This is a genomic window from Pigmentibacter sp. JX0631, assembly GCF_029873255.1.
Lineage (GTDB): Bacteria > Bdellovibrionota_B > Oligoflexia > Silvanigrellales > Silvanigrellaceae > Silvanigrella.
The window spans coordinates 2,451,010-2,475,845 of record NZ_CP123622.1 but is presented as its reverse complement, the minus strand read 5'-3'; the positions used below and the strand labels follow the sequence as shown (position 1 = coordinate 2,475,845).

23 protein-coding genes are annotated in these 24,836 nt (G+C 31.0%); 13 read left to right on the top strand and 10 right to left on the bottom strand.

The window, feature by feature from the left end:
• The first annotated feature begins 142 nt into the window (after positions 1–142).
• A complete protein-coding gene (locus QEJ31_RS10870) occupies positions 143–1,954 on the top strand; it encodes a hypothetical protein (protein ID WP_280590072.1) in 1,812 nt (603 codons plus the stop codon).
• Here QEJ31_RS10870 and QEJ31_RS10865 read toward each other — a convergent pair.
• From QEJ31_RS10865 to QEJ31_RS10845, 5 genes are all read right to left on the bottom strand, one after another.
• Positions 1,925–2,638 (bottom strand): dienelactone hydrolase family protein, encoded by a 714-nt coding sequence (locus QEJ31_RS10865; RefSeq protein ID WP_280590070.1) that lies wholly within the window; start codon positions 2,636–2,638, stop codon positions 1,925–1,927. The genes QEJ31_RS10870 and QEJ31_RS10865 overlap by 30 nt on opposite strands.
• Positions 2,639–2,698: 60 nt before the next feature.
• On the bottom strand, positions 2,699–3,199 hold the full coding sequence (gene greB, locus QEJ31_RS10860) for a transcription elongation factor GreB (RefSeq protein WP_280590067.1): 501 nt from the start codon (positions 3,197–3,199) through the stop codon (positions 2,699–2,701).
• A gap of 11 nt (positions 3,200–3,210) precedes the next feature.
• The gene (locus tag QEJ31_RS10855) at positions 3,211–4,242 is read right to left on the bottom strand and encodes an MBL fold metallo-hydrolase (RefSeq protein WP_280590065.1); all 1,032 of its coding nucleotides are present in this window, start codon (positions 4,240–4,242) and stop codon (positions 3,211–3,213) included.
• Between the two features lie 180 nt (positions 4,243–4,422).
• A complete protein-coding gene (gene tuf / locus QEJ31_RS10850; protein WP_280593283.1) occupies positions 4,423–5,610 on the bottom strand; it encodes an elongation factor Tu in 1,188 nt (395 codons plus the stop codon).
• Between the two features lie 233 nt (positions 5,611–5,843).
• A complete protein-coding gene (locus QEJ31_RS10845) occupies positions 5,844–6,356 on the bottom strand; it encodes a hypothetical protein (RefSeq protein ID WP_280590064.1) in 513 nt (170 codons plus the stop codon).
• Between the two features lie 132 nt (positions 6,357–6,488).
• Between QEJ31_RS10845 and QEJ31_RS10840 the strand changes: the two genes are divergently transcribed.
• From QEJ31_RS10840 to QEJ31_RS10810, 7 genes are all read left to right on the top strand, one after another.
• Positions 6,489–7,505, top strand: a complete 1,017-nt coding sequence (locus QEJ31_RS10840; RefSeq protein WP_280590063.1) for a glutathione S-transferase N-terminal domain-containing protein — start codon at positions 6,489–6,491, stop codon at positions 7,503–7,505.
• A gap of 8 nt (positions 7,506–7,513) precedes the next feature.
• Positions 7,514–8,389 carry an S-methyl-5'-thioadenosine phosphorylase gene (gene mtnP / locus QEJ31_RS10835; protein WP_280590061.1) on the top strand — a complete coding sequence of 292 codons (876 nt, stop codon included), beginning with the start codon at positions 7,514–7,516 and terminating at the stop codon, positions 8,387–8,389.
• 27 nt (positions 8,390–8,416) lie between these two features.
• Positions 8,417–9,499: an S-methyl-5-thioribose-1-phosphate isomerase gene (mtnA, locus tag QEJ31_RS10830; protein ID WP_280590059.1), complete on the top strand. Its 1,083-nt coding sequence runs from the start codon at positions 8,417–8,419 to the stop codon at positions 9,497–9,499.
• Positions 9,500–9,517: 18 nt separating this feature from the next.
• Positions 9,518–10,675: a RuBisCO large subunit C-terminal-like domain-containing protein gene (locus QEJ31_RS10825; RefSeq protein WP_280590057.1), complete on the top strand. Its 1,158-nt coding sequence runs from the start codon at positions 9,518–9,520 to the stop codon at positions 10,673–10,675.
• Entirely contained in the window at positions 10,672–11,361 is a 690-nt protein-coding gene (locus tag QEJ31_RS10820; protein WP_280590056.1) for a class II aldolase/adducin family protein, read from the top strand. Before QEJ31_RS10825 ends, QEJ31_RS10820 begins: the two co-directional genes overlap by 4 nt.
• 65 nt (positions 11,362–11,426) lie before the next feature.
• Complete coding sequence (locus QEJ31_RS10815) at positions 11,427–13,118, top strand: SpoIIE family protein phosphatase (RefSeq protein WP_280590054.1); 1,692 nt, start codon at positions 11,427–11,429, stop codon at positions 13,116–13,118.
• A gap of 256 nt (positions 13,119–13,374) precedes the next feature.
• On the top strand, positions 13,375–14,412 hold the full coding sequence (locus QEJ31_RS10810) for a D-glycerate dehydrogenase (protein WP_280590052.1): 1,038 nt from the start codon (positions 13,375–13,377) through the stop codon (positions 14,410–14,412).
• On the opposite strand, the gene QEJ31_RS10805 is transcribed toward QEJ31_RS10810, so the two are convergent.
• Both QEJ31_RS10805 and QEJ31_RS10800 read right to left on the bottom strand, forming a co-directional pair.
• Positions 14,409–15,317 carry a hypothetical protein gene (locus QEJ31_RS10805; protein WP_280590049.1) on the bottom strand — a complete coding sequence of 303 codons (909 nt, stop codon included), beginning with the start codon at positions 15,315–15,317 and terminating at the stop codon, positions 14,409–14,411. The two genes, QEJ31_RS10810 and QEJ31_RS10805, sit on opposite strands and share 4 nt — an antisense overlap.
• Positions 15,318–15,335: 18 nt before the next feature.
• Entirely contained in the window at positions 15,336–17,399 is a 2,064-nt protein-coding gene (locus QEJ31_RS10800) for a hypothetical protein (protein ID WP_280590045.1), read from the bottom strand.
• Positions 17,400–17,856: 457 nt separating this feature from the next.
• On the opposite strand from QEJ31_RS10800, the gene QEJ31_RS10795 reads away from it, so the two are divergent.
• Positions 17,857–17,988, top strand: a complete 132-nt coding sequence (locus QEJ31_RS10795; RefSeq protein WP_280590044.1) for a hypothetical protein — start codon at positions 17,857–17,859, stop codon at positions 17,986–17,988.
• 223 nt (positions 17,989–18,211) lie between these two features.
• On the top strand, positions 18,212–19,264 hold the full coding sequence (locus tag QEJ31_RS10790) for a hypothetical protein (protein WP_280590043.1): 1,053 nt from the start codon (positions 18,212–18,214) through the stop codon (positions 19,262–19,264).
• Here QEJ31_RS10790 and QEJ31_RS10785 read toward each other — a convergent pair.
• Positions 19,261–19,872: a helix-turn-helix domain-containing protein gene (locus QEJ31_RS10785; protein WP_280590042.1), complete on the bottom strand. Its 612-nt coding sequence runs from the start codon at positions 19,870–19,872 to the stop codon at positions 19,261–19,263. The genes QEJ31_RS10790 and QEJ31_RS10785 overlap by 4 nt on opposite strands.
• 190 nt (positions 19,873–20,062) lie before the next feature.
• On the opposite strand from QEJ31_RS10785, the gene QEJ31_RS10780 reads away from it, so the two are divergent.
• The 3 genes from QEJ31_RS10780 (at position 20,063) to QEJ31_RS10770 (ending at position 23,220) form a co-directional block, all read left to right on the top strand.
• Positions 20,063–21,130, top strand: a complete 1,068-nt coding sequence (locus QEJ31_RS10780; protein WP_280590041.1) for a hypothetical protein — start codon at positions 20,063–20,065, stop codon at positions 21,128–21,130.
• A gap of 375 nt (positions 21,131–21,505) precedes the next feature.
• Positions 21,506–22,375 carry a hypothetical protein gene (locus QEJ31_RS10775; protein ID WP_280590039.1) on the top strand — a complete coding sequence of 290 codons (870 nt, stop codon included), beginning with the start codon at positions 21,506–21,508 and terminating at the stop codon, positions 22,373–22,375.
• A 368-nt stretch (positions 22,376–22,743) separates the two neighbouring features.
• Positions 22,744–23,220, top strand: coding sequence for a hypothetical protein (locus tag QEJ31_RS10770; protein ID WP_280590038.1), 477 nt, complete (start codon positions 22,744–22,746; stop codon positions 23,218–23,220).
• Between the two features lie 2 nt (positions 23,221–23,222).
• Here QEJ31_RS10770 and QEJ31_RS10765 read toward each other — a convergent pair whose 3' ends face one another.
• Together QEJ31_RS10765 and QEJ31_RS10760 are read right to left on the bottom strand one after the other, a co-directional pair.
• Positions 23,223–23,744, bottom strand: coding sequence for an HAD-IA family hydrolase (locus tag QEJ31_RS10765; RefSeq protein WP_280590036.1), 522 nt, complete (start codon positions 23,742–23,744; stop codon positions 23,223–23,225).
• A 14-nt stretch (positions 23,745–23,758) separates the two neighbouring features.
• A complete protein-coding gene (locus QEJ31_RS10760; protein ID WP_280590033.1) occupies positions 23,759–24,727 on the bottom strand; it encodes an AAA family ATPase in 969 nt (322 codons plus the stop codon).
• Positions 24,728–24,836: the final 109 nt, after the last annotated feature.

Genomic DNA, 24,836 nt, shown 5'->3' with positions numbered 1-24,836 from the left:
TGAAGTTTTTGAAAATTCTTCCTGTTGCGTATTTCTTTTTTTAAAAATTTCTATATAAAAAATTGATTTATATTTTTTGCTGATTTCAAAAAAATATAAAAAAATTAGAAGAAATAAATAACAATATGGAGGTTGTATATTTATGGTCTTTTTTCAAAGCATGCCTAGGATCAATAAGAATTTGATCAAGAAGCATATCCTTACCCTTGAGCCGATTAAAAATTCTAAGGGAATTGTAGATGAATTGGTAAAAAATTCTTCTTTCGCACTAGTCTGTTTATTTTTAAAATTTGTAAAAGAGGATTACTTTACTTATGGTGAGCTTTCTAGTTTTAAAATGTTTTTTGAAGAAAAACGTTTAGATTACATCAATTTTTTAATTAAATGCCAAGAAACAAAACATAATATTCAATACTGTCTCAGCAATCAAGAAGATCTTCTTTTAAAATACAACTCAATTATAGGCCAACTGTTTCCAGATTATATTATTGATAGCGTATTTGAACATGAGATTGAAAGTAATAAGTTTTCAACACTGCTTGATCGAGAAATAGCCCAACTTATTCAAGAAAATAAATATAGTAAATTTTATTTTATTAAAGAAAATTGTAGTGAAAATTTTTATGCCGTCTTTCTTTATAATCAATATCAAAAAATAAATATTATTTTATATAATCCCCGCATTGGTCTAAAAAAATTCTTGGGTAATGAACTTGATTTATTTAAAGAAACATTTGATAAGCTTCTTAAAAAAGGCAAAAACAACTACACCTCATTTCGTATAAAAATTTACAAAGAAGTACTAGAAGAAAAAACTGCTCCTTGTATTGAAGCTCAAGCTTTTTATGAAATTTTACAAAACTCAGCTAATAAATTTACTCAATTTATTAATGACAAAAATTATATTCATATCGCAAATCATATTAAAGATGAATTAGCTATTTGCGAATCTATGAATAAAGTATGTTATAACGCAAAAGATCCGACAATATTTAACATTTTTATTAATAAAAAATGTGAACTTATCCATAAAATAAAAAATAATTTAGATGTCATTTATGAAAAAAGCTTTTGGATCATATTTTTAATTCATTTTTATTCTCTCACACCAGAATTAAAAGAAGAAAAATTATGCAATCTAGATTCTTTTTTAGGGAAAGAAAAAATTTATGATTTTTTAGTTAATTTTTATAACAAAAAATGCTCTATATCACATTATCAAAGCAAAAAAATTACTTGCTTAATTATCATTCATACCTATAAAAAAATGTTGTTATTTTCATATAGAATACCTTATTTTTTAAATTTAGTGTCAATTCAGTTAAATTATAATCAAATTGAAGAAGGAAAAAAATTAGTACGATCTATACCTAAAAACATTGATAAAACATTAAGTAATTGGCATAAAATAAATATTATATTTAATGAACGCCATATTTCTAAACGTTTTAATGGAACTTTTCAATCTATGATAGGGTTTGAAAATATTGGAAGAGTTCAAATTCCATTAATCGCTAAAAAAATGCCGACAATTCAGCAACTAGAAAATCATTTTTTAACTTCTACTAATTGTAATGATTTAAATTTTATAAAATATTGTACTGAAATTCTCAATCAAAATATATTTGAATATTTTAAGCGGTTATTTGATTTTTCAAAGGACGGATTTCAATATTTATATAATTTTCCATTTAGTAATATTTTTCTGCAGAAGTCCTGCCCAAATCTATATGATATTGCTTTGGTATATTACATAGACGAATTAAAAACTCGGGATGATCAGAAAAAACTTCTTCATCCCATATTTTTTACAATTGCTTTTGCTGTAGAGTTAAAAGAAGATTCATTCCAAGCCTTGAACTTCCAAACTGGTTTTTTAAACACAATGATTTTCTCAGATGAGTGTGAAAAATTTCAAGAATTATTAAGAAGAAAAATGCTCGAAAATAAATGATTTAATATAAAGATCAGAACGTTTATCAGCGAGAAAATTATAGGCCGTTGCTTCAGTGCCTGCAGCATCAGCATTCGTAAAAGCATGTGTACTTAATCCGTGAGCGATAAATGTATAATCAGCATTACAAGCGTTCATTTCCTGTTGAAAAGCAACGATATCTTCTTGCGGCACCATAGGATCTCTTGCCCCATGGAGAACAAGAAGTTTTGGCATTTTTTTATGGGGCTGAACTCTATTTTTAGTTGCTAACAAGCCATGAACTGAAATTGCACCGTGCAAATCATCAACCATGCGGGCAAGTTTCAAAGAACAGACTCCACCAAAACAATAACCAATACTAAATAATTTATTGGGATGAATATTCGAATTTCTCTTTAGCAGTTCAAAGGGAGCAAGCAAACGACTTGTAAAAATGTCATCATGATCCACAACTGAATGCATGAGCTTGCCTGACTCTTCAAAAGTTGTCCCAATTTGTTGTTCACCATACATGTCAGCAACCAACACCACCATTCCCATTTGCGAAAGTTTTTCAGCTACTTTTTTTTGTCTGGGGTTTAATCCCCAAAAATCGGTATACATAACAACACCAGGTAGTTTTAATCCTTGTGCTTTAGGTTCAACTAAATAACCTCGACATGTGACATCTTGCACACGATATTCTATATCTTGTGTTTTCACCGCAACCTCCCTGGTTCAAAAAACTTACACAAACGGAAAATCAATTATTTTAACTAAAACTTAAATAAACTGAAAATCAATTATTTCAAATTCACGCACACCTGCAGGGGCTTCAACAACAACTATGTCACCTCTTTTTTTATTTAATAATTCTTGTCCTAAAGGGGATTTCCAACTTATTTTTTTTAAATTCAAATCAGCTTCATCTTCCCCAACAATTTGGTAAGTAAACAGTTTGCCATCTGCATTTTCTAATTTTACAGTAGCCCCAAATAAAACTTTTTCACCCGATTGTTCCCCTGGATCGACAACCCTAGCTGCAGAAATACGTTTGTCAAGGAAACGTAGCCGTCTGTCGATTTCACGCAACCGTTTTTTGCCATATTGGTATTCCGCATTTTCAGAACGATCACCTAATTTTGCTGCTGCAGAAACTTCTTGGACAACAATAGGGCGTTCTTTTTTTGCCAATTGCTGAAATTCGTCGGTTAGTTTTTTATATCCGGCAGGTGTTATTAAATTAACTAATTTAGTAGGTACTTGTTCAATATTTTTCTTCATCTTAAAAACTTTTATTTCCGAAAATTTGATACTCCATAAGGAGCATATTCCACAGGAACCCAAGCGAATCCTTTTCCTTCTTTGCGAATATGACCTATCCCTGGAAAAGGCAAGTGAGCCCCGCTTAACCATATTTTATTTTTAGCTGCATTAGCAAATAATCCCACCCGTTGGGCAATCGCTTTTTTTCCATCGTTATCAAACATAATTCCAATTTTTGGATTAGGAAATTGAGTAGAATAGCTATGAATAATATCTCCAATTACAATTAACGAATCGTTACCCGAAGAAATTTGATAGCTTGTATGTCCGGGCGTATGTCCATATGTTGGGACAGCTGTAAATCCTTTTACCAAAGCATCTTTTGGGCCAAATGGTTTAAATTTATTATTGTCGCGATAAACTTTTACAGCATCAACTGCCATTTTTACAAAAGACTTAAATTGCTCTGGAGCTGTTTGATAAGTTTTTTCACTTAACCAGAAATCAGCTTCCGCCTGTGAAGGACTGACAGTTGCATTTGGAAAATTCATTTTCCCATCTGCACTAGTCAATCCGCAAACATGATCACCATGCATATGCGTGATATAAATAGTTTCAACTTGGTCAGGGCTGTAACCAGCCGCTTTAATACTATCTATTAAATTCCCACCACCTGCTCCAAAACACTTCGCAGCACCTGCATCGACTAAAACTAAATTGCTACCTGTATTTACTAAATAAGCACTTATTGGAGTGATTACTTCTGTTCCGGTAATAAATACTTTTTCTAGTAGTTTTTTTATTTCCGGTGCCGTTACCCCTTTAAAAATTTGCGAGTGTTCGAGTTTTAAATTCCCATCATATAAAGCTGTTACTTCAAAATCACCTACTGCAAGACGAAAGTAACCGGGAGCTTGAGTTTTTATTTGAGCAGGAGCAGCAAAACAGTTTTGCCAAAATTGACCTGGAATAGGAAAAAAGGGGGGGAAAAAAGGAAAACAAAGAGCTAAAAAACCAGCGGAATAACATATTTTTTTAATTTTCCGTAAATTTATTTGCATAAATTGCCACCTCGATAGAATTATTGAATATCTTTGGGCTTTTTAACACAAAAAAGAGATTGATGCTAATTTTTTAAATAAAAGTTGAAATTGAAAAATCGCAATCAAAATTTAAGCAAAAAAAAACTCCCTAGAAAAACTAGAGAGCTTATTTTGCATTAACAATGCGAAGAGTAAAAATTACTCAATGCATTTACCAACTGCACCAGAACCAACAGTACGACCACCTTCACGGATAGCGAAGCGTAGACCTGGTTCCATTGCTACTGGAGTAATGAGTTCAACAGTGATTTCAACGTTATCACCAGGAACAACCATTTCCACGTTAGCTGGCAAGTCAACAACACCAGTCACGTCAGTAGTACGGAAGTAGAATTGAGGACGGTAGCCTTTGAAGAAAGGTTTATGGCGTCCACCTTCGTCCTTATTAAGAACGTAGATTTGCGCAGTAAACTTTTTGAAAGGTTTGATAGAACCTGGCTTAGAAAGAACTTGTCCGCGTTCAACGTCTTCACGTTTTGTACCACGAAGAAGAACACCAACGTTGTCACCAGCTTGACCTTGGTCAAGAACCTTACGGAACATTTCAACACCAGTACAAATTGTCTTAGATGTTGGTTTGATTCCAACGATTTCAAGCTCTTCACCAACACGGCAAATACCTTGTTCAATACGACCAGTACAAACAGTACCACGGCCAGAAATTGAGAACACGTCTTCAATTGGCATAAGGAAAGGTTTGTCGATTGGACGTGGTGGCTCTTGAATAAAGGAGTCAACAGCAGCCATAAGATCTAAAATGCATTTTGCATTATTAGCATCGCCTGGATTTTGAAGCGCGCCTAAAGCAGAACCGCGAATTACAGGAGTGTCGTCACCTGGGAAACTGTACTTAGTTAAAAGTTCACGAATTTCCATTTCAACTAGATCTGTTAATTCAGGGTCAGCGATGTCGCATTTGTTTAGAAATACAACGATGTATGGAACGTTCACCTGACGAGCAAGCAAAATGTGCTCACGAGTTTGTGGCATTGGACCATCAGTCGCAGCACAAACAAGGATAGCACCGTCCATTTGCGCAGCACCAGTAATCATGTTTTTTACATAGTCCGCGTGACCAGGACAGTCCACGTGTGCATAGTGGCGGTTAGCAGTTTCATACTCAATGTGGGAAGCGTTAATGGTAATACCACGAGCTTTTTCTTCTGGCGCTTTGTCGATTTCATCAAATTTAGTAGCAGTTTTACCTTGACTTGTAGCGAGAACAGCAGAAATAGCAGCTGTAAGAGTGGTCTTACCGTGGTCAACGTGACCAATGGTACCGATGTTCATATGAGGCTTGGAACGCTCAAATTTTTCCTTTGCCACGGTATAATCCTCCAGTGTAGGCAACAAAAATAAAAACAAACAAAAAAAAATCATGTGTAGGATAAGCACAGAAAGAATAACTTGTAAAGAAGTTCTTGCTCCTGTGAAGGGCATAGATACAAACATTCCAAAAAAAATGCAATCATCTTTTAAGGTCAAAGAATTAAATTTTTCCAGAGAAGTTAGCTGCATTTTAAGACAATTTCAAATGGCGGGACAATCCAATGTTTTTACTAATCTAGCATGTTGTTTTCCATCCCAATAAGTTCTTCAAGAATGGTTTCGTTATCTTCTGCTCTAGTTTTCAACAATCTTTCCCTAAATTGATTGTAACGCAACTCCCCATCGGCTTCTTCAAATGAAAAATCAGATAAGTTTGAATACCTCTGTTGATTGTGAAAATCAGTAAAGAGTATTTTTGGAGCAGGAATAACAGGAGCTGTCGCTGGAAAAGTAAACTCTAATGGAATGATCTTAATTGCTCTAAGTGCTGCTATTACACAAACACCTATTATGACAAAACACAGAGTATTGGTTTGCAAAGAACGGATTTCTAGAAAGAAGGGAACAAGTATAAATAGGATACCAGCAGAAACACCCTGCAAACCAATATAAGTTAGTACATAGAGGTAGTCGTCTTCCCAGTTTTTTAAATTAATAGGTAGCATTAAGAAGATCGCTTGGACAATCACGGCAATAAAAACCCCGACATACATTATAATGTAATCAATTGTTTTTATGAGCATAGCATTGTCCTATTAAATGATTTATGTACATATCGGATTTAACATTGCTTCGGTGGGGGATTTTTTTTCCCATCCTTGTTCCAGAAAATGTCATATTAATTTCATTACTTGTTCATAATTTTGGAGATTGAAATGAATATTTATACCATTCCCTTTTGCCCCTTCTGTTTTCGAGTTAAATTAACAACACAAATAAAAAATATTTCTTTGAGTGAAGTTTCTTTCCTTGAAATTGATTTGAAAAATCCACCAGAAAAATTTGTGCAGTTAAATCCTAATAAAACAGTCCCCACAGTTGAAATTTCTTCAACACAAGGATTGGCTGAAAGTCTAGTGATTATGGAATATTTAGACGAAACATTTGCAGCTAAAACTCTTTTATTTGGAAAAGACTCAACAGAAAAAGCATTAAATAAATATTTGATTGAAAGACTAAATAATGAAGTAACAGGATACTTAATGGCTTGTTTTTTTTCCTGCCAAAGTAAAGTTAAATTTACCCAAGCTTTAGAAAAACTTCATTTAGCATATGAAAATCTAGAAAAATTGTTACCAAAAAATTCAGTTTTTTTCGGTGGAAATCAATTAAATGCTGTAGATATAAGCTTTGCACCATTTTTTTGTTACTTTTATTTAACTCAACTGTTCCGCAATGAAATATTTTTACCTGGAAAAGAAACGAAATCATTCCATTATTTTAACGCTTTGAGAAGCGATGAAAATATTAAAAAGATAATTTTAGATAACAATTTTTTTAAAAATCATATTGAAGATTGTATTAAAGATAAAGAAGAAATTCAAAAAATTAAAAAATCTTCACGCGCTTTAATTTCTAATCTACCAGAAGCGGTAGCCCAATTAAATAATAAACTTCAAAATACTTTTTATAAAAATATTACTTGGCATTTAAAATCAAATACAAGTGGCCCCTATATTCTTACGAATTTTAAATTTTCTAATTATCATCAAGCCTTAAATGCACTTGAATATTTATGTGACTTGCAAGAAACTTCTGATCACCATACAAATTTTAGACTTGATAATTTTACTGAATTGGCTGTAGAGATTTGTACGCATCAACCCAAATGGGGTGTTACTGAAATGGATCTCGCCTTTGCAGAAGTTCTTTCAACCCATATTTTTAATTAGGAGTTCTCATGACTGAAACAAAAAACACATTTTTGGCATTTATTGGGGGAAGCGGCTTATATGATTTACCTGGAATACAAAATGTTCAAGAAAAAGAGATTGAGACTCCCTTTGGAAAACCATCTGATAAAATTATTACGGGTGAAATTGATGGACGCCCAATTGCATTTTTACCTAGACACGGAAGAGGACATCGTTTTCTTCCGTCTGAAGTAAATTACCGCGCTAATATTTATGCTTTAAAAAAATTAGGAGTAACGCATATCATTAGCGTTAGTGCAGTGGGTGGGCTGCAAGAAAAAACGGCCCCAGGAACCGCAGTGATCCCTACCCAAATTTTAGATCAGACGACAGGCCTTCGCCAACGCACATTTTTTGGAACCGGTGTTGTTGGACACGTTAGCTTTGCCGAACCTTACTGTCCTGAATTGCAAAAATACATTCATGCAGCTTGTTTAACTGAAAAAATTCCTACCCATTTTGGGGGGGCTTTGGTCTGTATTGAAGGTCCGCGTTTTAGCACTCGCGCAGAAAGCCATTATTTCCGTTCTAAGGAAGCTGTAATTATTGGAATGACAGCTATGCCTGAAGCTATATTGGCCAGAGAAGCAGAAATTCCTTATGCTACTTTAGCATTTGTTACTGATTACGATTGTTGGAAAGAAGAAGAGGAGCCTGTTACTGTAGAGGCCGTAATTGCTGTCTTAAATAAAAACGTTCAAACTTCGAAAAAAATTGCTTTGGAAATTCATAGATCCTTCCCAAAACAAACAGAAAATCCAATCTTTTCTGCTGCTCAAAATTCTATCATGACAAATATTAAGTTAATTCCTGAAGAAACAAAGAAAAAGTTAGAGTTACTGTATGGAAAATATTGGAAATAAAAGACTCTAAAAGCAGAAAGGTAACAAATGCCAAATTCATTAGAAGCAATAAAGTATGCAAATGGGAAATTAGAAATATTAAATCAATTACTGTTACCAGATCAATTTGTCTATGAAGATTGCAGCGATTCTACAAAAGGTTGGAATGCTATCCAACAAATGAAGGTTCGTGGAGCACCGGCAATTGCTATTACAGCAGCACTTTGTTTAGCATGTGAAGTTGGTCAATTAAAACAACAAATGTCCCTCCAAAATTTAAAACAATTTATTTTTGATAAATTAGATTACTTGTGCACAAGTCGTCCTACTGCTGTTAATTTATTTAAAATGGCAGAGCAAATGAAAGCTTTGATAAATAAACAAACAGATGTTAAATATTCTGACCTTTTAAATTCAGATCAACTTGCCCAATTTTTTATTGCACAAGCGAGCGGATTACTTGCAAAAGATATTGCAGATAATAAAGCTATTGGAAACTTTGGAGCAGATTGTTTTTCGCATTTAAATTCAGTAAAAATTTTAACTCATTGTAACACAGGATCTTTAGCAACGGCTGGATACGGCACAGCCCTTGGGGTCATCAGAAGTTTATTTGCAAAAAATAAATTGGCTCATGCTTATGCTACAGAAACTAGACCTTATAATCAGGGAGCACGTTTAACAGCTTTTGAATTGGTATATGAAAAAATTCCTGCTACTTTAATTACTGACTCAATGGCAGCATTTTTAATGCATGAAAAAGGAGTTGATGCAGTTATTGTTGGAGCGGATAGAGTTGTTGCAAATGGAGATACAGCTAATAAAGTGGGTACATATCAGCTAGCAATCGCAGCTCATTACCATAAAATACCATTTTATGTAGCAGCACCAAGCACATCTATAGATTGTTCTAAATTAACAGGAAAAGAAATATTAATCGAAGAACGACCAGCGCATGAATTGACTCATCTGCATGGAAAACAAATTTCAGCACCCGGAATTTCAGTTTGGAATCCTTCATTTGATATCACTCCTGCAAATTTAATTACAGGAATTATTACTGAATTTGGTGTTATTCATAAAACTGGGCAAGAATTTCAAATTTCTAATTTTTTAAATGCAAAAATTTAAGCTTGAAAAGGTAACAAGATGGATTTAAATATTCAACGCAAAGAACTTCTTTCTCCATTAGGGAATGAACCACATGCTTTTGCTAAATTTGTCATCAATGCAGCACAATATCCAACTTCCATCATTGAAGAAATTGCTATTGGCCAAACTTTAGGCGCGTGGGAAGAACAGTTTGTAAAAAAAAGTGTGTTGATTGAAAAAGTTGCTAAAATTGTGAGTTATGAAAGAACTGAAAGCTCCCACGTTGTTACTTTAGCTTTCCCGCATAATATTTGGCAAGGGAAATTATCTTGGCTATTAACTATACTATACGGTAAAATGAGTTTTTATGAAAATATTCAATTAAATTCAGTATGGTTTTCTAAAGATTGTTTTGCTAAAAATATTTTGCAAGGTCCGAAGTGGAATGCGAATTTATTAAAAGAAAAAGTTGGGGCAGATTTGTCGCATCCCCTTTTGATGGGAATTTTAAAACCTAATGTTGCTATGGCAGATGAACAAATTTGTTCCTTTTATCAGGAAGCTGCTCAGGCAGGGTTGCATATTTTAAAAGATGATGAAATTAGACATGACGAAGCTTTTTCTAGTACTTTAAAAAGAGTTGAACAAGTTGCTAACACCGCAGAAAAAAATGGGCTGAAAACCTTGTATGCTGTGCATTTTCAATTTTGTGCGTTAAATTTCAGAGAACAAATCGAACAACTGCAAAATGCAGGAGCACAAGCTCTATTAATAAATACTTGGACAAGTGGTATTGAATTTTTGCAACAACTCAGAAATTTAACTCATCTCCCCATTTTATCTCATCCAGCTTTAATTGGTGCTTTTGGTATTCGAGAATCAACAAGCACAATTCATCCTCGTGTTACTTTAGCTCAATTTATCCGTGCAGCTGGAGCCGATTTAAGTTTATTTCCGAGTCCCTATGGCAAACTGGGTCTTGATAAACCTTTAGCAGTGGACATTGCCAATTCTTGCCAAGCTAAAAATGAAAATTGGGAAATCAATCCTACTATTCCTGTACCTAGTGCTGGAATAAAACCTGAGCATGCACCTGAAGCAAAAAAAGATTTTGGGAAAGATTTTGTTTTAAATGCAGGAACAGGTATATTCGCTAATCACAAAGGAATTACTTCCACGATAAAGCTATTTAGAGAAGAGTTAGATAAGCAATGAGACAATATAGGAAAATTATAAAAGATGCATCATTCTACCCATTGTCGTCGTTAGAACACATCGAACTTAATAAAATGTGTGAGGTAGCAAAACGTTTAGACAAACGTCATGCAATTCCCGCAACAAGCAGTAATTTCAGCATTCGCACAAAAAATGTAGATCATTTTTTAATTACTAAGTCAGGAATTCACAAAAGAAATTTAAATTCTTCACAATTTATTAGAACTCAGTTAACAGGTAACGCCATTCATCCCCTTGCACCTAAACCCAGTGATGAAACATTACTACACGCTTTAGTTTATAAAAATTTAGATTATGTTAACGCGGTAATTCATTGCCACGCTTTAGAATTTGAATACATTCAGTTACAAAAAAACTGTGTTAACTTAGATGAAAGTAAAAATTGCGAAAAATTTGGTTTTTATATCTTTCCAGGGCACGAGTTATTAAAAGCATTAGGTTATAAAGATCACAACACTGATTATTATTTACCCGTAATCAAAAATAATCAGGATATGGAAAAAGTTTCCCAGCTTATCGAAGAGCAATTTTTTAGTCAGCAGAAAAAAATTCCTATTTGCGCCTTTTTACTTGAAAACCATGGAATATATTGTTTTGGAAATTCTGTACGCCAAGCAGAATTGCGCCTAGAAGCACTTTTGCATTTATCTGCCTACCTAAAGTAGATTACTAGACATCCGAAAACCGCATAGAATTTTTTATTAGAAATGAAATTTTTTAAAAGGATTCTATGTCGCAATTAGCAACAGCTAAAATTAAATATCCGCTTACAGCTAAAATTGCGACAGCATTGATTTTTATAATTCTAGTAGTGACAGGTTCTTTTGCATATTATGAAATTTCAGAAAATAGAGAGGAAATGGAATCTTACGAAAAGAAAAATAATTTTTCTTCATTTACCTCTGCCATACCTGTATTAGAAAATGCTCTTTGGGAAATAGATTTTAAAACTATAAACTCAACCTTAAACCAATTAATGAAAAACTCAAACGTTATTTCTGCTTCCTTATTTTCTGAACAAGGTTACTCTATCTCATATTTAGTTAGAGGCACAAAAAAAGAACCTCTTAACGTAGTAATTGAAGATCTCATTTCAAAGGAAGAAAAAGAAAAGTTATTTAAAATAGAATACAACAATAAAAATAGTATTTTGTTGCAAATAGAAGACAGAAAGAATGAAAAGTTTATTTTAGCGTACCCTTTATTTTTTAAAAATTCCAAAAAAGAAAAATATGCTAACTTAAAAGTTGGTTATTTAGTAATGACTTATTCTACAAAACATATTTCCTTAGCATCAAAAGAATTATTAATAAAATATTCAATATTATTCTCTATTTTAGGAATTGTTTTAGTCATAACTAGCTTTTTAGTAGTGAATCATTTGATCATCAGTCCTATAAAAGAACTTGAACGAGCAAGTTTGGAAATTGCAAATAATAGACTTTATGAAACCGAATTTAAAAATAGATTTTTTGGAAAAGATGAAATTGAAAGTTTGAAAGTAAATTTTAATTACATGGTAAAACAAATTATCCAACTCATTAAGGATGAAAAAGAACAACAAAGAATGGCTAATGAATTAGAAACTACTAAAATAGTGCAAAAATCCTTCATTCCAAAAGCAAATAATTTAAGAGTCAGTTACTTTGAAATATCTGCATTTTTCCAATCAGCTTCTGAGTGTGGCGGCGATTGGTGGCATTTTTATCCTTTAAGCAACAAAAGAATTTTAATTATGCTCGGCGATGTAACAGGGCATGGTACTCCTAGTGCTATGTTAACTGCCGCTGTGAAAGGTTACTGCGACTCTCTTTATTCTAGAGATATGGATGAACCATCAACCATTCTTGAAGAACTTGACGTTATAGTAAGAAGTATAGGTGGAGAGGAACGAATGATGACTATGTTTAGTGCTATCATCGATCCGCTCAAACAAAAATTACTTTATGCAAATGCAGCTCAAAATTTTCCATTTTTAATCAATAAAGATTCTAATACTTCTTCTCCTTCAACTTTATTAGGAAATGGAAAACGTTTAGGTTATATAAGCCCTGATAAAACAAATAAACAACAGCCCTTTAAAGTTCATACTATTGATTTTAAGGTAAATAATATTATTTTTTTATACTCTGACGGTTTAACAGAAGCAAAAAACTCTAATAAACGAGAATATTCTGAACGCAGACTTATGAAAAAATTAAAAGGCATAGATACATTAAATACAAATGATATTGTTAATACAATCCAATTAGATTTGATAGATTTTACTCAGGGAAATAGGTTTGAGGATGATGTTACCTTTGTTGCCTGTAAATTTTGTGCCACCGAAGTGTCTGGTTATACAAATGAAATTATAAAATATTTTTCTGAACGCAACCAACCACAAGCAGATGCAGAAGAACACCTGGAAAAAGTTTCCTAGTCTAAATTTTTACACAAGCTAGGAAATTTTTACCAGGGACGGTAAAAAATTGCCCAATTAAAAAGCAAAAACACTCCATAATAAAAAAAACTACTTGGAGGAGGAATTATGCTTGAAGACATGGATTTTAGTTTTGACTTGAATGATATCCTAAAAAATCAGATTAACTATTGTGATATAGAGATAAACTCTCCTATTTCGGATGAAGATTTGCGTTATGCGCAGTTAGAAGATCTTATTTTTAGGGAATATAAAAATGAATTCAGTAACTTCAAACACCTTCCATTTTCTCTCAACCCAGAACTTTCCCGGAATTCCACTTTCTGATCCTTTGCTCAATATTCAAGGACATTTGTTACCTTCTACCCCAAACAATTCTATTTTTGAGAGCATCGTTCAATTTAAAAAAGAAGCTGATAATTTAGAAAAATATTTCTCTTTTGTTACTTGTATTACTGATAAAATTGGAAAAAGTGAACTTATCGCTATTAAGGAAAACTTTCCAAATATTTCGCACATTGGCAATTTTGGCGTGGGATATAACCATATTGATATTTCTTTTGCCTCTCAATTAGGAATTAGAGTTACAAATTCTCCCGGCGTTTTAGCGGAAGCGACTGCAGACATTGCAATGACTTTAATATTATGCGTTTCCCGTAGAATTGGCGAAGGATACTCAATTCTTAACGAAACAGCACATTTCCCTGGCTGGAGTCCAACTTTTCTTTTAGGCACTAGCTTAAAAAATAAAAATTTAGGGATTGTGGGATTTGGCCAAATTGGTCAAGCACTAGCAAAGCGGGCACAAGCATTTGGTTTAAATTGCTATGCATTAAACCATAAAAAAACAAAAGAAAACCTTTCTGAGAAAAGTAACAACATTACTTTATTAGATGAAGATGATTTTTTTAAGACTGTAGATATTGTTTCTTTAAATTGTCCTTTGAATGCACAAACAAATAATTGGTTAAATAAAGAAAGAATTGCTAAAATAAAACCAACAGGAATAGTGATTAATACAGCGAGAGGGGAACTTATCGATGAAGAGGCTTTAGCAAATGCTTTAAATCAAAATCACTTATTTGGTGCTGGGCTTGATGTTTTTTGCAATGAACCTGTTATGTCTGAGCATTTAAAAAAAGCAAAAAATCTTTTTATACTTCCACACTTAGGAAGTGCAACGGTTGAAACCAGAAATGCAATGGGGAGTATAGTTTTTGAAGCGATAAAGGCGCACAAGCTAGAAAAAATAGGGATACGCCCAACAGGATTGTTACCTTATCAGGTGAACTAAAGTTTTAAAGCCAACTCAAGTCCAGCTCTTGTTGTATAACGGGTTCTACCTATTCCAAATCCGATACTCATAGTTTGGGTTTCATATCCAATGCGACCTTCACCACCACCATCGTAATCAGCTTGCCGAATTTGATTTGCTACAATTCCTGATAATCCACGAACCCCAATAAAAAATCCTTCACTTTTAGAACTGGTCAAATAAGCTCCAGCTAAGACATATCCCGTGCTAATTGAATAAACGTCATCATTTACTAACTGGTTTGCATTTAAACCAATTTCATATTTCACATGCTCATGCGCATAAAATTGAACGCCTGAAATTAAGCCATACGAAAAATAGGGTGCAATTTCATCTTTCATGAAAATATCGCGTGCAATTCTAGATCCAACAAAAAAAGAATAATTTGGAATTTCTTTTTTTGCTTCAATAGGTTTATTTATTTCAATATAAACTTTCTTTTCCACAATTTTTTCGACTGGTTTTACTATTTCAACTGTTCTAATTTCTGGTGATAATTTATTAGTTGTCAGAATTAAAATGTGCACTTTTTTACCAAGAACATGGTTTCTACCCATAGATAATTCTTCTGTTACTGCCAATTTAAAACGATCTGCTTGTGTGTCTAAAAAAGAACGAGCAGCTGCAAGACGTTTTTGCGCCAATATTTCGTTCTTTTTTACATCACCAATATGGTTTGCAGATGAAATGATATATATCAACTTTATAACATCATTTTCAGGTATTTTTTGCAAACATTTTTCTAAACCTGTTTTTTGTTTTATTTCAAACTTTCCTAAATCAAATTCAATCTCACATTTATACTTTTTTGTTTCATCAACATTTTTTGCATGAATATTGCCACTTAGAAAAAACATAAACAAGAAAAATAATTTCATTTTCATTTTAAACACCATTTCTTTTTAGTTATTAGTCTTTACTTCAATATATTGTTTTAAATTAATATTTTTTCCAAAATTTTCATTAAAACATTTTTTTATTAATCTATCATTAATTTTCGAATAAAAGCATGCATTAATAAATATATCTTCTGGAAATAGGCCTGTTTGTTTCGTGATTTCGATTTTCATATATTTCTTCGCATCTTGTAACTGATCATTATTTCTAAAAGGACCAGAAAAATTATTATTTTCTACAAGCCAAAACTCATATTTATCATCAACATTTAAAAATGAAAATTTATTACTAATAGAACTATGTCCATGGGTAATCTGATTTGAAAAATATCTTGAAAACAAGATTGCATGCATTTCATTATATTGATCATTATTAAGATTTACTTTTTCAAATTCATTCAATTTAGTGTAAATATCTGCACTATATCTTTCGTTAGTTTTTGAATCAATCATCCCAGTAAAATGTCTTTTTTCATAGCGAATACGAAAAGTTACAGGTTCAGAAAAATAAAATGAATATAATTTTTTCATTCTATCTTCAACATGAATAATAAAAGCATCATTAAAATTAAGATCATTATATTTAAAAAATTCTATATTTACAATTTCATTATTAATTGTTGAATCTAGCTTGTTATTAGAACATTGATTTATTCTATTTTTTGATCTTTTGAAATTATTATATTTTCTATCATTATCTATTGAGGAAATTTCAATAAGATAGGGCTTTTTATTAGGATCATTCCCATTGTCATTAAAGTCAGAATACTCCAAAGCTTTATTTTTTGTTAAGCTTTCATCTTCTGCACAATTCATATTCTGCACTCCTGGAAAAGGTTCTAATGCAGAAAAAATTGACTTTGTTTTTGAAATTTTTTCAATTTCTTTTTCTTTTTTATTCAATGCTTCTTTTAATTTAGTAATTTCATCATTTTTACTATTTCTAACTAACAATAAATGATCTATTATTAATTGATATAAATCTTTTGCTGAAGCATTAATATTTAAAGAATAAATAGCATCTTGTAAGTTTTTAAAATCATCAAAATGACTTTCTTTATCTTCAATTTTTTTGATTATATTTTTCTTAACTAAATAGTCGAGCATTTCTTTCTTAAAATTAGTTTCCATTCCTGATCTTATTTTCTTTTCAAATTCATTCAATTTAAAAGTATTATATTCATTGCTTGGAATACCTAATTTTTTTAAAATATCAGATTTATTTTTTTCTTTAATTTTTATAATAATTCTATTAATTTCTTTGTTTAAAATTATAATAAAATCTTCTTTTTCAATTTCTTTTTTAAGATCCTCTTGTCTTTTATTTGGAAATAATTTTTCTCCATCGAGATTAATATCTTTTATTATTTTTAGCAATTTATTTTTTTCGGCTAGTTTTTCAGCTTCTTTTTTATTTTCTAAATTTATATTTATATTTTTAATATTCAGATTAATTTCTTCTATAATTTGGCCTATATTACCGTTAATAATTTTCTCAGTAATATTTTCTTTACTTTCCGTAATTTTATTAGAATCAACTAATTTATTAGTTCCATCCAATAGTTCATAAATTATCGGTGTCACTTCAGCATTTATTTTATCTTTATAAGTAACTAAAAAATAATGGATAAAATAATTAGTTAAAGCAGTAAATAAATTATCAAAATTATAATTATTAGGATCAACAATTGAATTAAAACCATTCAAAATCTCTATCAAGCCATCAAAATTTGTATCATTTTCTAATTTAAAATGTACTTCAAGCATTGATTTTGTTTTATCTATAAGCTCTTTAATTTTATTTTTATAATCAATTTGAAGACTATTTGAATTTAATAAACTTTTTTCTAAATCTTCTATAACTTTTTTTAACTTCTCTTTTTCAGCTGTAAGTTCAGTTATTTTTTTTTCAAATTCATGAATCTCTTTATTTGGATGTTCTTGCTTTGGAAGATTTACATTTTCATTAGCTTTAGGCTGTTTTCGCCTATTATCCACCGCATTCCCACAACTAAATAAAAATGGGAGGGTTAATGAAAAAACACTTAAATTACAGATATTTAATTTCATATTATTCCTTTTGTTAAATTTTGATAGTTTTTTAATCAACTAAACCAAGTTTTGATATATATATAATTTATAAAAATCAATAATTTATTTAAAAATAATTACATTATCATTAAATATCATTAAATTTATTAATATTTTTTTATATTTATATTAATATTCATTATTTTTTTGTTTATCTATCTAATAATACTAAATTTAAATTTTATATGTTATTAAGACATTTAAATACTGCTTATTTTATCCCGATTTTCATTATGCACTAGTGTGATTTTTAAAATTCAGGCAATTGTTTTCCTATGCATATTAAATTTTTATTTCTTAAAAAAAGGAGTTAAAAGTTTTTTATATTTTTCTTTATTTACTTAACATTTTGTTATAACTTGTTTTTTTATAGAATTGAGGGTGTTTTTTCATTTCCTTTCAATTCTTTTTTCTTTCCCAAACTAGAAATTCATAAATGCCTACAAAAAGAACAAACAAAAAATGGGTTGAACATATTAGGGATCTAAAAGATAAAACCTGCTGGTTTAAAGAAAGCATTACTTTTGAGCAAGCTCTGTATAGATATTCTGCTCAAGTAACTTCGTAATCTAACTTGAACCTTTTCTGGAAGAATCGGAAGTCTTCCAACAGAAAACTTTTTGCTTGGGCATCCTTTATCAGCAAAATTATCATTATTATTTTTCATTTAAGTTATAATACATTGAATATCTTAAATAAAATCAAAAATGAGCTTTGCATCGATTTGGACTCAATTCAAAGAAAGGCTAAGATTATGGCAAAAGGGAGCGTTGCCATATCAGATTAACTAAATGAAAATTATAACAGTTCTGTTCTTTCTTTTTCAGTTATTCATAATTCAATCAGTAGTTTACGCTTATTCGTTTTCTAGTCCACAAGAATATCCTATAAAATGGGAAAATCTTGTAGCTGAAAATCCTTCTCCTTTGGCACAAGAATTTGTGCGTTCAGCACAGATCATAAATAAAAGACTTATGCATGGTAACATTCCCTATCCTTCAAAAAAAATCTCTTTGAATTGGGAAAAAGGCTACAACCGCGCTGAAGACAAATTTGTATTTATGCGTAGATACGGAGTCGATTGCACTCGCTTACTGCGTTACTTGTATATAAATATGCTACATTTACCATACAACTCAAAATCAAATACAGCCCCTATAATCAGTAGAACTTTTACTCATAAAAGTTCTGATAGTTCGTCTCAATTAAAAAACTTTGATCTCGTTCCTAAAACGAAACAAGGTTTTAAACCCCAAACAGGTGATATTTTAGCTTTTCCAGGTCACACCATCGCCGTCTTAGATCCAGATAACTGTATTGCTATTCAATCTAGTATTTGGCTCTGTAAAAAATCTGAAAATGGCTTTTGTACCGACTATGACTATGGCGAATCAGCAGGAGTTTCTATTTACCACTTGGCAAGTGATAGATTTTGCAAAAATGGTATTTGGAAGGGTATGGATAACAATAAGTTAAAATTCACAATTGGTTGGAGACATAAAGCATTTAATACATGGATTTTAACTCTTCCAAAAGAGGCGAAACCAGGGGAAACGATAGTTCTTTCAGGGAAAAACTTAGCGAATAAATACATATATTTTACTGGAAGCAAAACTCCAGTTAAAGCAAGACTAATTAAAAGATCTCCAATTTATTTAAAAGATCATCAAATTCAAACAGTAAAAATAACCGTACCATTCGATGCTAAATCAGGAAAACTAAAAGTATATTGGGGAATTGGAAGTCCAACTCCAGAAAAAACTGTTGAGTCCCAGTCAGTATTAGCAATTTTAAATCACGATAGTCACTTGGTGAGTAACCATTCTGAAACATTTGTCGATTAAAATTTTGGGACTTGGACTACAATACTGAGACCTTTAGAAGTTTTAAAACCATCACGACATGCATATGCATGTCTTTGATGCCCATCGAAACAAAGCAAATCACCAGCCTCAACTATAAAAAATTCACTTTCAACCATAATTTCAAACGCACCCGAAAAACAATAAAAATATTCTTCTGTTCCAGGCGAGTGTGGAGAACCTGGAAATCTTTCTTTTTCATTTAAAGAATATTCCTGCAATATAAGATATCTTGAATTTTCAGGAGTTAATTGTAAGACATCAACAAATTTTGATACGGTATCGTTTTGATCAATTAATTTTTTTGGAACTTTCGCTGCGTCACCATTTTTATACAACACCGCCGTTGGAATAGGTTTTTGCAACAAGGCTGACATTTGCACTCCCAAACCTTGCGCAATTCCAACTAGAACTTGCAACGTTGGATTTCCTTCCCCTCTTTCTAAGCTAGCAATTGTACTTCTTGGAACACCTGAACGTTCAGATAATTGTTCTTGACTCAATCCATATTCCCGCCGAAAGTTTTTCATATGCACAGCAATGTACTGTCCAAAGCTTTCAGGTTTTTCTGGTGTGTCATTTTTATACATAATTATTTACTCCAAAAATATAATTTTCTTATTCATTTGATACGCTTAGATTTTTTTTAGCCAAATTACTGCAATAAAAAATCCTCATGAGAAAAATAGATAGGCATTTTATGCACGATAAGCCTATACAAAAAACTACCTGAGAAGGTATATATTCAATATGTTTGGAATGACAACAAGGAACGTAGCCATGCTGAAACATAAATCATTTTTTTTCATCAGCTTGTTTAGTATTTTATGCATAAGCTGTGTATCTACTTATAAATCTAAAAAAAATCAGGCATCCAAAAATCAAAATTACGTAAATCCAACTAAAATTCAAGTCGATTGGAAAAATTTATATGAACAAAATCAATCGTCTCAAATTAGAGCTTTTCTAACTTATGCAAAAGAAACAAAATCAGAACTTACGCAGGATGATATTCCGTATGCTGTTGATGGAATTCATTCTAGTTGGAATTATAAATATACTAAAGCAAAAGATAAGTATGATTTTATGCGAAAATATGGAGTAGATTGCACACGATTTCTTTGGCACTTATATAGTGAAAAAATGCAATTACCTTTTAATTCAAGTCATAAAAATGCGCCAATATTGAGTCATACTTTTGCAAAAAGAAAGAAAACAAACGAATTAAAATATTTTGTACCAATAAAAAAAGAAGATGGAAGCTTTATTCCTAGAAGCGGTGATATATTGGCTTTTCCAGGACATGCGTTGGCTGTTTTAGATCCTAAAAAATGTATCGCCATTCAATCTGCTTCTTGGGTTTGCCGAAAAATGTCTTATCAAGGATATTGCTTAGACTCAGCAAAAGGAAAAGATGCTGGAGTAACAATATACAAACTAATGAATAGAGGCGATTGCGAAAATGGTAAATGGAAACAACTAGATTCACCAAAAAATAAATTTACCGCGGGGTGGAGACATAAATCTATGAACACATGGATTGAAGATCTACCCAAAGAAGCTTCACCGCAAACAACAATTAAACTAATTGGTTACAATATTGCAAATAGATATATTTATTTTCCTGGTGTAACTCAACCGCAAAAAACTTCACATTTATTAGCATCAAGCAAAGATAGTTTTGGTAATAAATTAGATATTGTGAAAATTAAAGTACCAAGTAATGCACGGACAGGTTCTTTAAAAATTTATTGGGGGAATCATCACAAACCAGATGAAATTCATACGGTTTCTACTGAACAAATTTTAAAAATTGAGCATAGTAAATATATAACTTCAAACAATTAAGAAAAAGTAAATCTACTGAGTTTATTTTGTAAGAAATAATATTCTATTGTGGAGTTACTTTTTCAGCACAATCAGTAAAAATATTTTATAAAAAAATTTAAGTACAGATATGAATTGCCGAAAATTTTTCCTTTACAAAATTCATTAAAAATTTCCAAACTAATATTTAAATTAAAAATAATTTGACAAAGTTTTCACCTTTTTGGTAATCTTAAAACACTGCTGAGAATATTTTTCACTTGATAAAGTTTAATTTTGTAATTACTTATTTTAGATTTTTTGGCTTTAAAATTTAAATTAATTAATATTAACTTATAAGAAATTATTTTAAAAATTTGCATATAAATTATTTTATTTACTAGAAAGGGATTCTAAATGTCTTTTCTACTAACTATTCTTACTGGTTTGAATACGGAAGAATTTACTGAAAATAAACTTCAACTTCTCCTGACGGGCGAAGAATCCTATGTTATCAATAGTCAAGAAGTGGCAAATGAATTCTATTTAGGACATAATATTACTCGCAGTTCATTAGTTGAAATATATACTGGTAAAAGGCCAGACAATACTTTTATTCGATATCACTCTCCTTGGAGTAATTATAATTATCATAGAAACTTATATAAAGAATATAATTGGAAAGAAGTAACAATTTCTGTTTCAAGTAAACAATTAAAGTTGATAAAAGGAAAAGTGGACAACGAATTGTTAGTAGAACATATCCTTGAAAATAAAACGGATAGAATGCAAAAAATGACTCCACGCTTTGTCCATTCTTTTGAAAATATCTTTACAACGAAATGGACTCAAGAACAGTCTCTTGCCAAAGCTATAAATTTAGGAATTACTTTAGGTATCAAAGAATCAAATTTAACTTCAAATTATTCATTTACTGAATCTTTTACATTTGGCAAAGAAGAATCTAAAACAAATTCAGAGAAAATATCAATAGAATCGGGGGGAATGTTTGAAGTACCTGCAAAAACCTGTACTAAAATTTCAATGTACGGTAAATCTGCAAAAATTAAAGCTGTAATTGAATACAATGTAACATTATCTGGAAATATAATAGTTACCTATGATAAACCTTACTTTGGCCATTATTTTTGGGCTTTCGAAATAAATAAATTTCTGCATTACTTTAATATCCCAAACAAAAAAATAATAACTCAAGAAATTGAATTGAGTTATTTATTTAATACATATAATAAAATTGAAGATTTACCTGAAAGCAAATGTACTTAATTAAAAAAAATTTAAAAATATTGATATCTTTAGAAGTATAAATTATTTTTATTTAAGTGAATTTTATATAAGATTAATCTATTAAGATGTAATTAAATTTATTGGTAATCTATTTATTAAGCCAAAATAAGCATATAACATTATATTATTATTAAATAATAATTTTAATTGTGTTGTTTTTTTATATTTTTTAATTTCGTTTTTATTTTTTTTCGCAGAAAAATTTATTTGCATAATTCTTATTTCTTTGTATGATAAAAACCTTTCTGCTTAACAAGCAGTTATAAAATAAATACATTTTTATATTCAATTTTCATCTCTATTGATTGAGAAAAAAACTTAATAATAAAATTTTAAGGAGAATAGTAATGAAAAAATTTACCTTTTTTAAAACCAGTTTAGCTTGTTTATCAATTGGTTTTTCTTTTTATACTTATGCTAGTTGTCCTAAAGCAGAAGATATAAAACAAAATGCAGATGGTACACATTATGTCCCTACCCAAACAGGTAGTTGGAAACAATTTATAAATTATCAATCTTTTCATGGATTAAATGAAGGAGTAAAAGCTTTAAGTCTATATCATTTATTTGGAATGAAAAAAAATCAGAGTGATGAAAATTTTCAACAAGTCTTGTGTATTTATCGTTTAGTTGATGAAGACAATAAATATATAGTTTTGGTATCTCCAAAAAGTAACTATAAATTACCAATAATAGACAATCCTATAAAGAAAAATGAATGGAAGATGTTACAACCAACAAAAGCTGTTTGTATTCCTGATTATTCTCAAGCAACCACTCAGGAGATAAATGTTAATCAATGTGAATTTGAAGAGATATATTGATTTTAAGAAATAATAATTTTCTTTTGAATATATTGAAAAATGTCATTTAAATTAGAAAAATAAGGATGAATTAAGTTTTTTGCTTCTTCAGGAAGATAATTACCGCGTTTTAACCAAATTCCGTGTAATCCTGCATTTTGAGCTCCCAAAGCATCATCTAATAAGGAGTCTCCAATATGGATTGCATGCCTAGGATCCACTTTTAAACATGTACAAGCATAATGATAAATTGAAGGATCTGGTTTAGTTTTTTGGACGGTATCAGAACTAATAATGACATCAAAATAAGAATCCACCTGTAATGCTCGTAACATTCCATTGATTCTATTTCCCCAATTCGTTATTACTCCTGTTGCTACTGAAATTTGATTTATTTTTCTATCCTTAAATGCTTGTAAAATATTTTTTGTATCCAAATATAATTGTACTCCAATTGCATTTGAAACAGAACTTTGAAGCAATGTTCCTGAAGCATCAAGGAACACAGCATATTTTACTTGCTGTGCTGTTGTGGGAATCTGCATATGTTTTATCTCTTTTATAAAATAGTTTCTTGAACTATTTGATTTATAATACTTGTAGAACTTCTATTTTCGGATAACGAACGAAAATTAACGATACAACGATGCCTTAATACAGCTGGAGCTACTTCAGCAATATGTTCAAATTGAACTTCTGATTTTCCTCTTATTAAAGCAAGTGCTTTTGCAGAAATTAACAGAGCTTGTGTTGCTCGCGGACTGGCACCAAAATCAAGATAATCTTTTGCGACAGTTAGTTTAGATTCTTGTGGCCGCGTATTTCTAACGATTCGAACAATTCCTTTTAGCAATGGATCCGAAATATTGATTTTTTCAACAATTTCTCTTGAATTTAAGAGAATATCAGCTACTTGTAAAGTGGGCAAATCCTCTATTTTCTTTGCTAATGTAGCAACCTTTACCTCTGCTTCAAAGTCTGGATAGGGGATTTCTAAATTGAGTAAAAATCTGTCTAACTGTGCTTCTGGCAAGGGAAAGGTCCCTTCATTTTCGATTGGATTTTGCGTAGCAAATACATAAAATGGTTTTGGTAAAGGGCGAGAAACACCTCCGATGCTTACTTGACGTTCTTGCATAGCTTCAAGCAAGGCAGATTGCGTCCTTGGGGAAGCTCTATTAATTTCATCTGCTAAAATAAAAGGAGAAAAAATTGGGCCAGGTGAAAAAGCTATTTTTTTTAGGTCGGGATTTTTTTCATCAAAATGAATTGTATCGCCGCCTAATATGTCGAATGGAGTTAAATCTGGGGTAAATTGAATTCGTTTGTATTTGTTACCCAATGCAGCAGCAAGATTTCTAACCAAAGTTGTCTTTGCTACTCCAGGTGCACCTGTTAATAATGCATGTTCACTGCAAATAACTGCTATAACAACATGCTCTATGATTTCACTTTGCCCAAAAACTTTGTTATTCAGCATTTTTATAAGTTCTTGAGATGCATTCGACGTTTCTTGAAGATCTGGCATGGATAATAACCTCTTCTTTCATTAAAAGGACTTATTTAAGCTTATCCTTTCAACCTAAAAAGTGAAAGCCAAGAAAAGTTACAGCTGCGTTAGCGAATATGAAAGATAT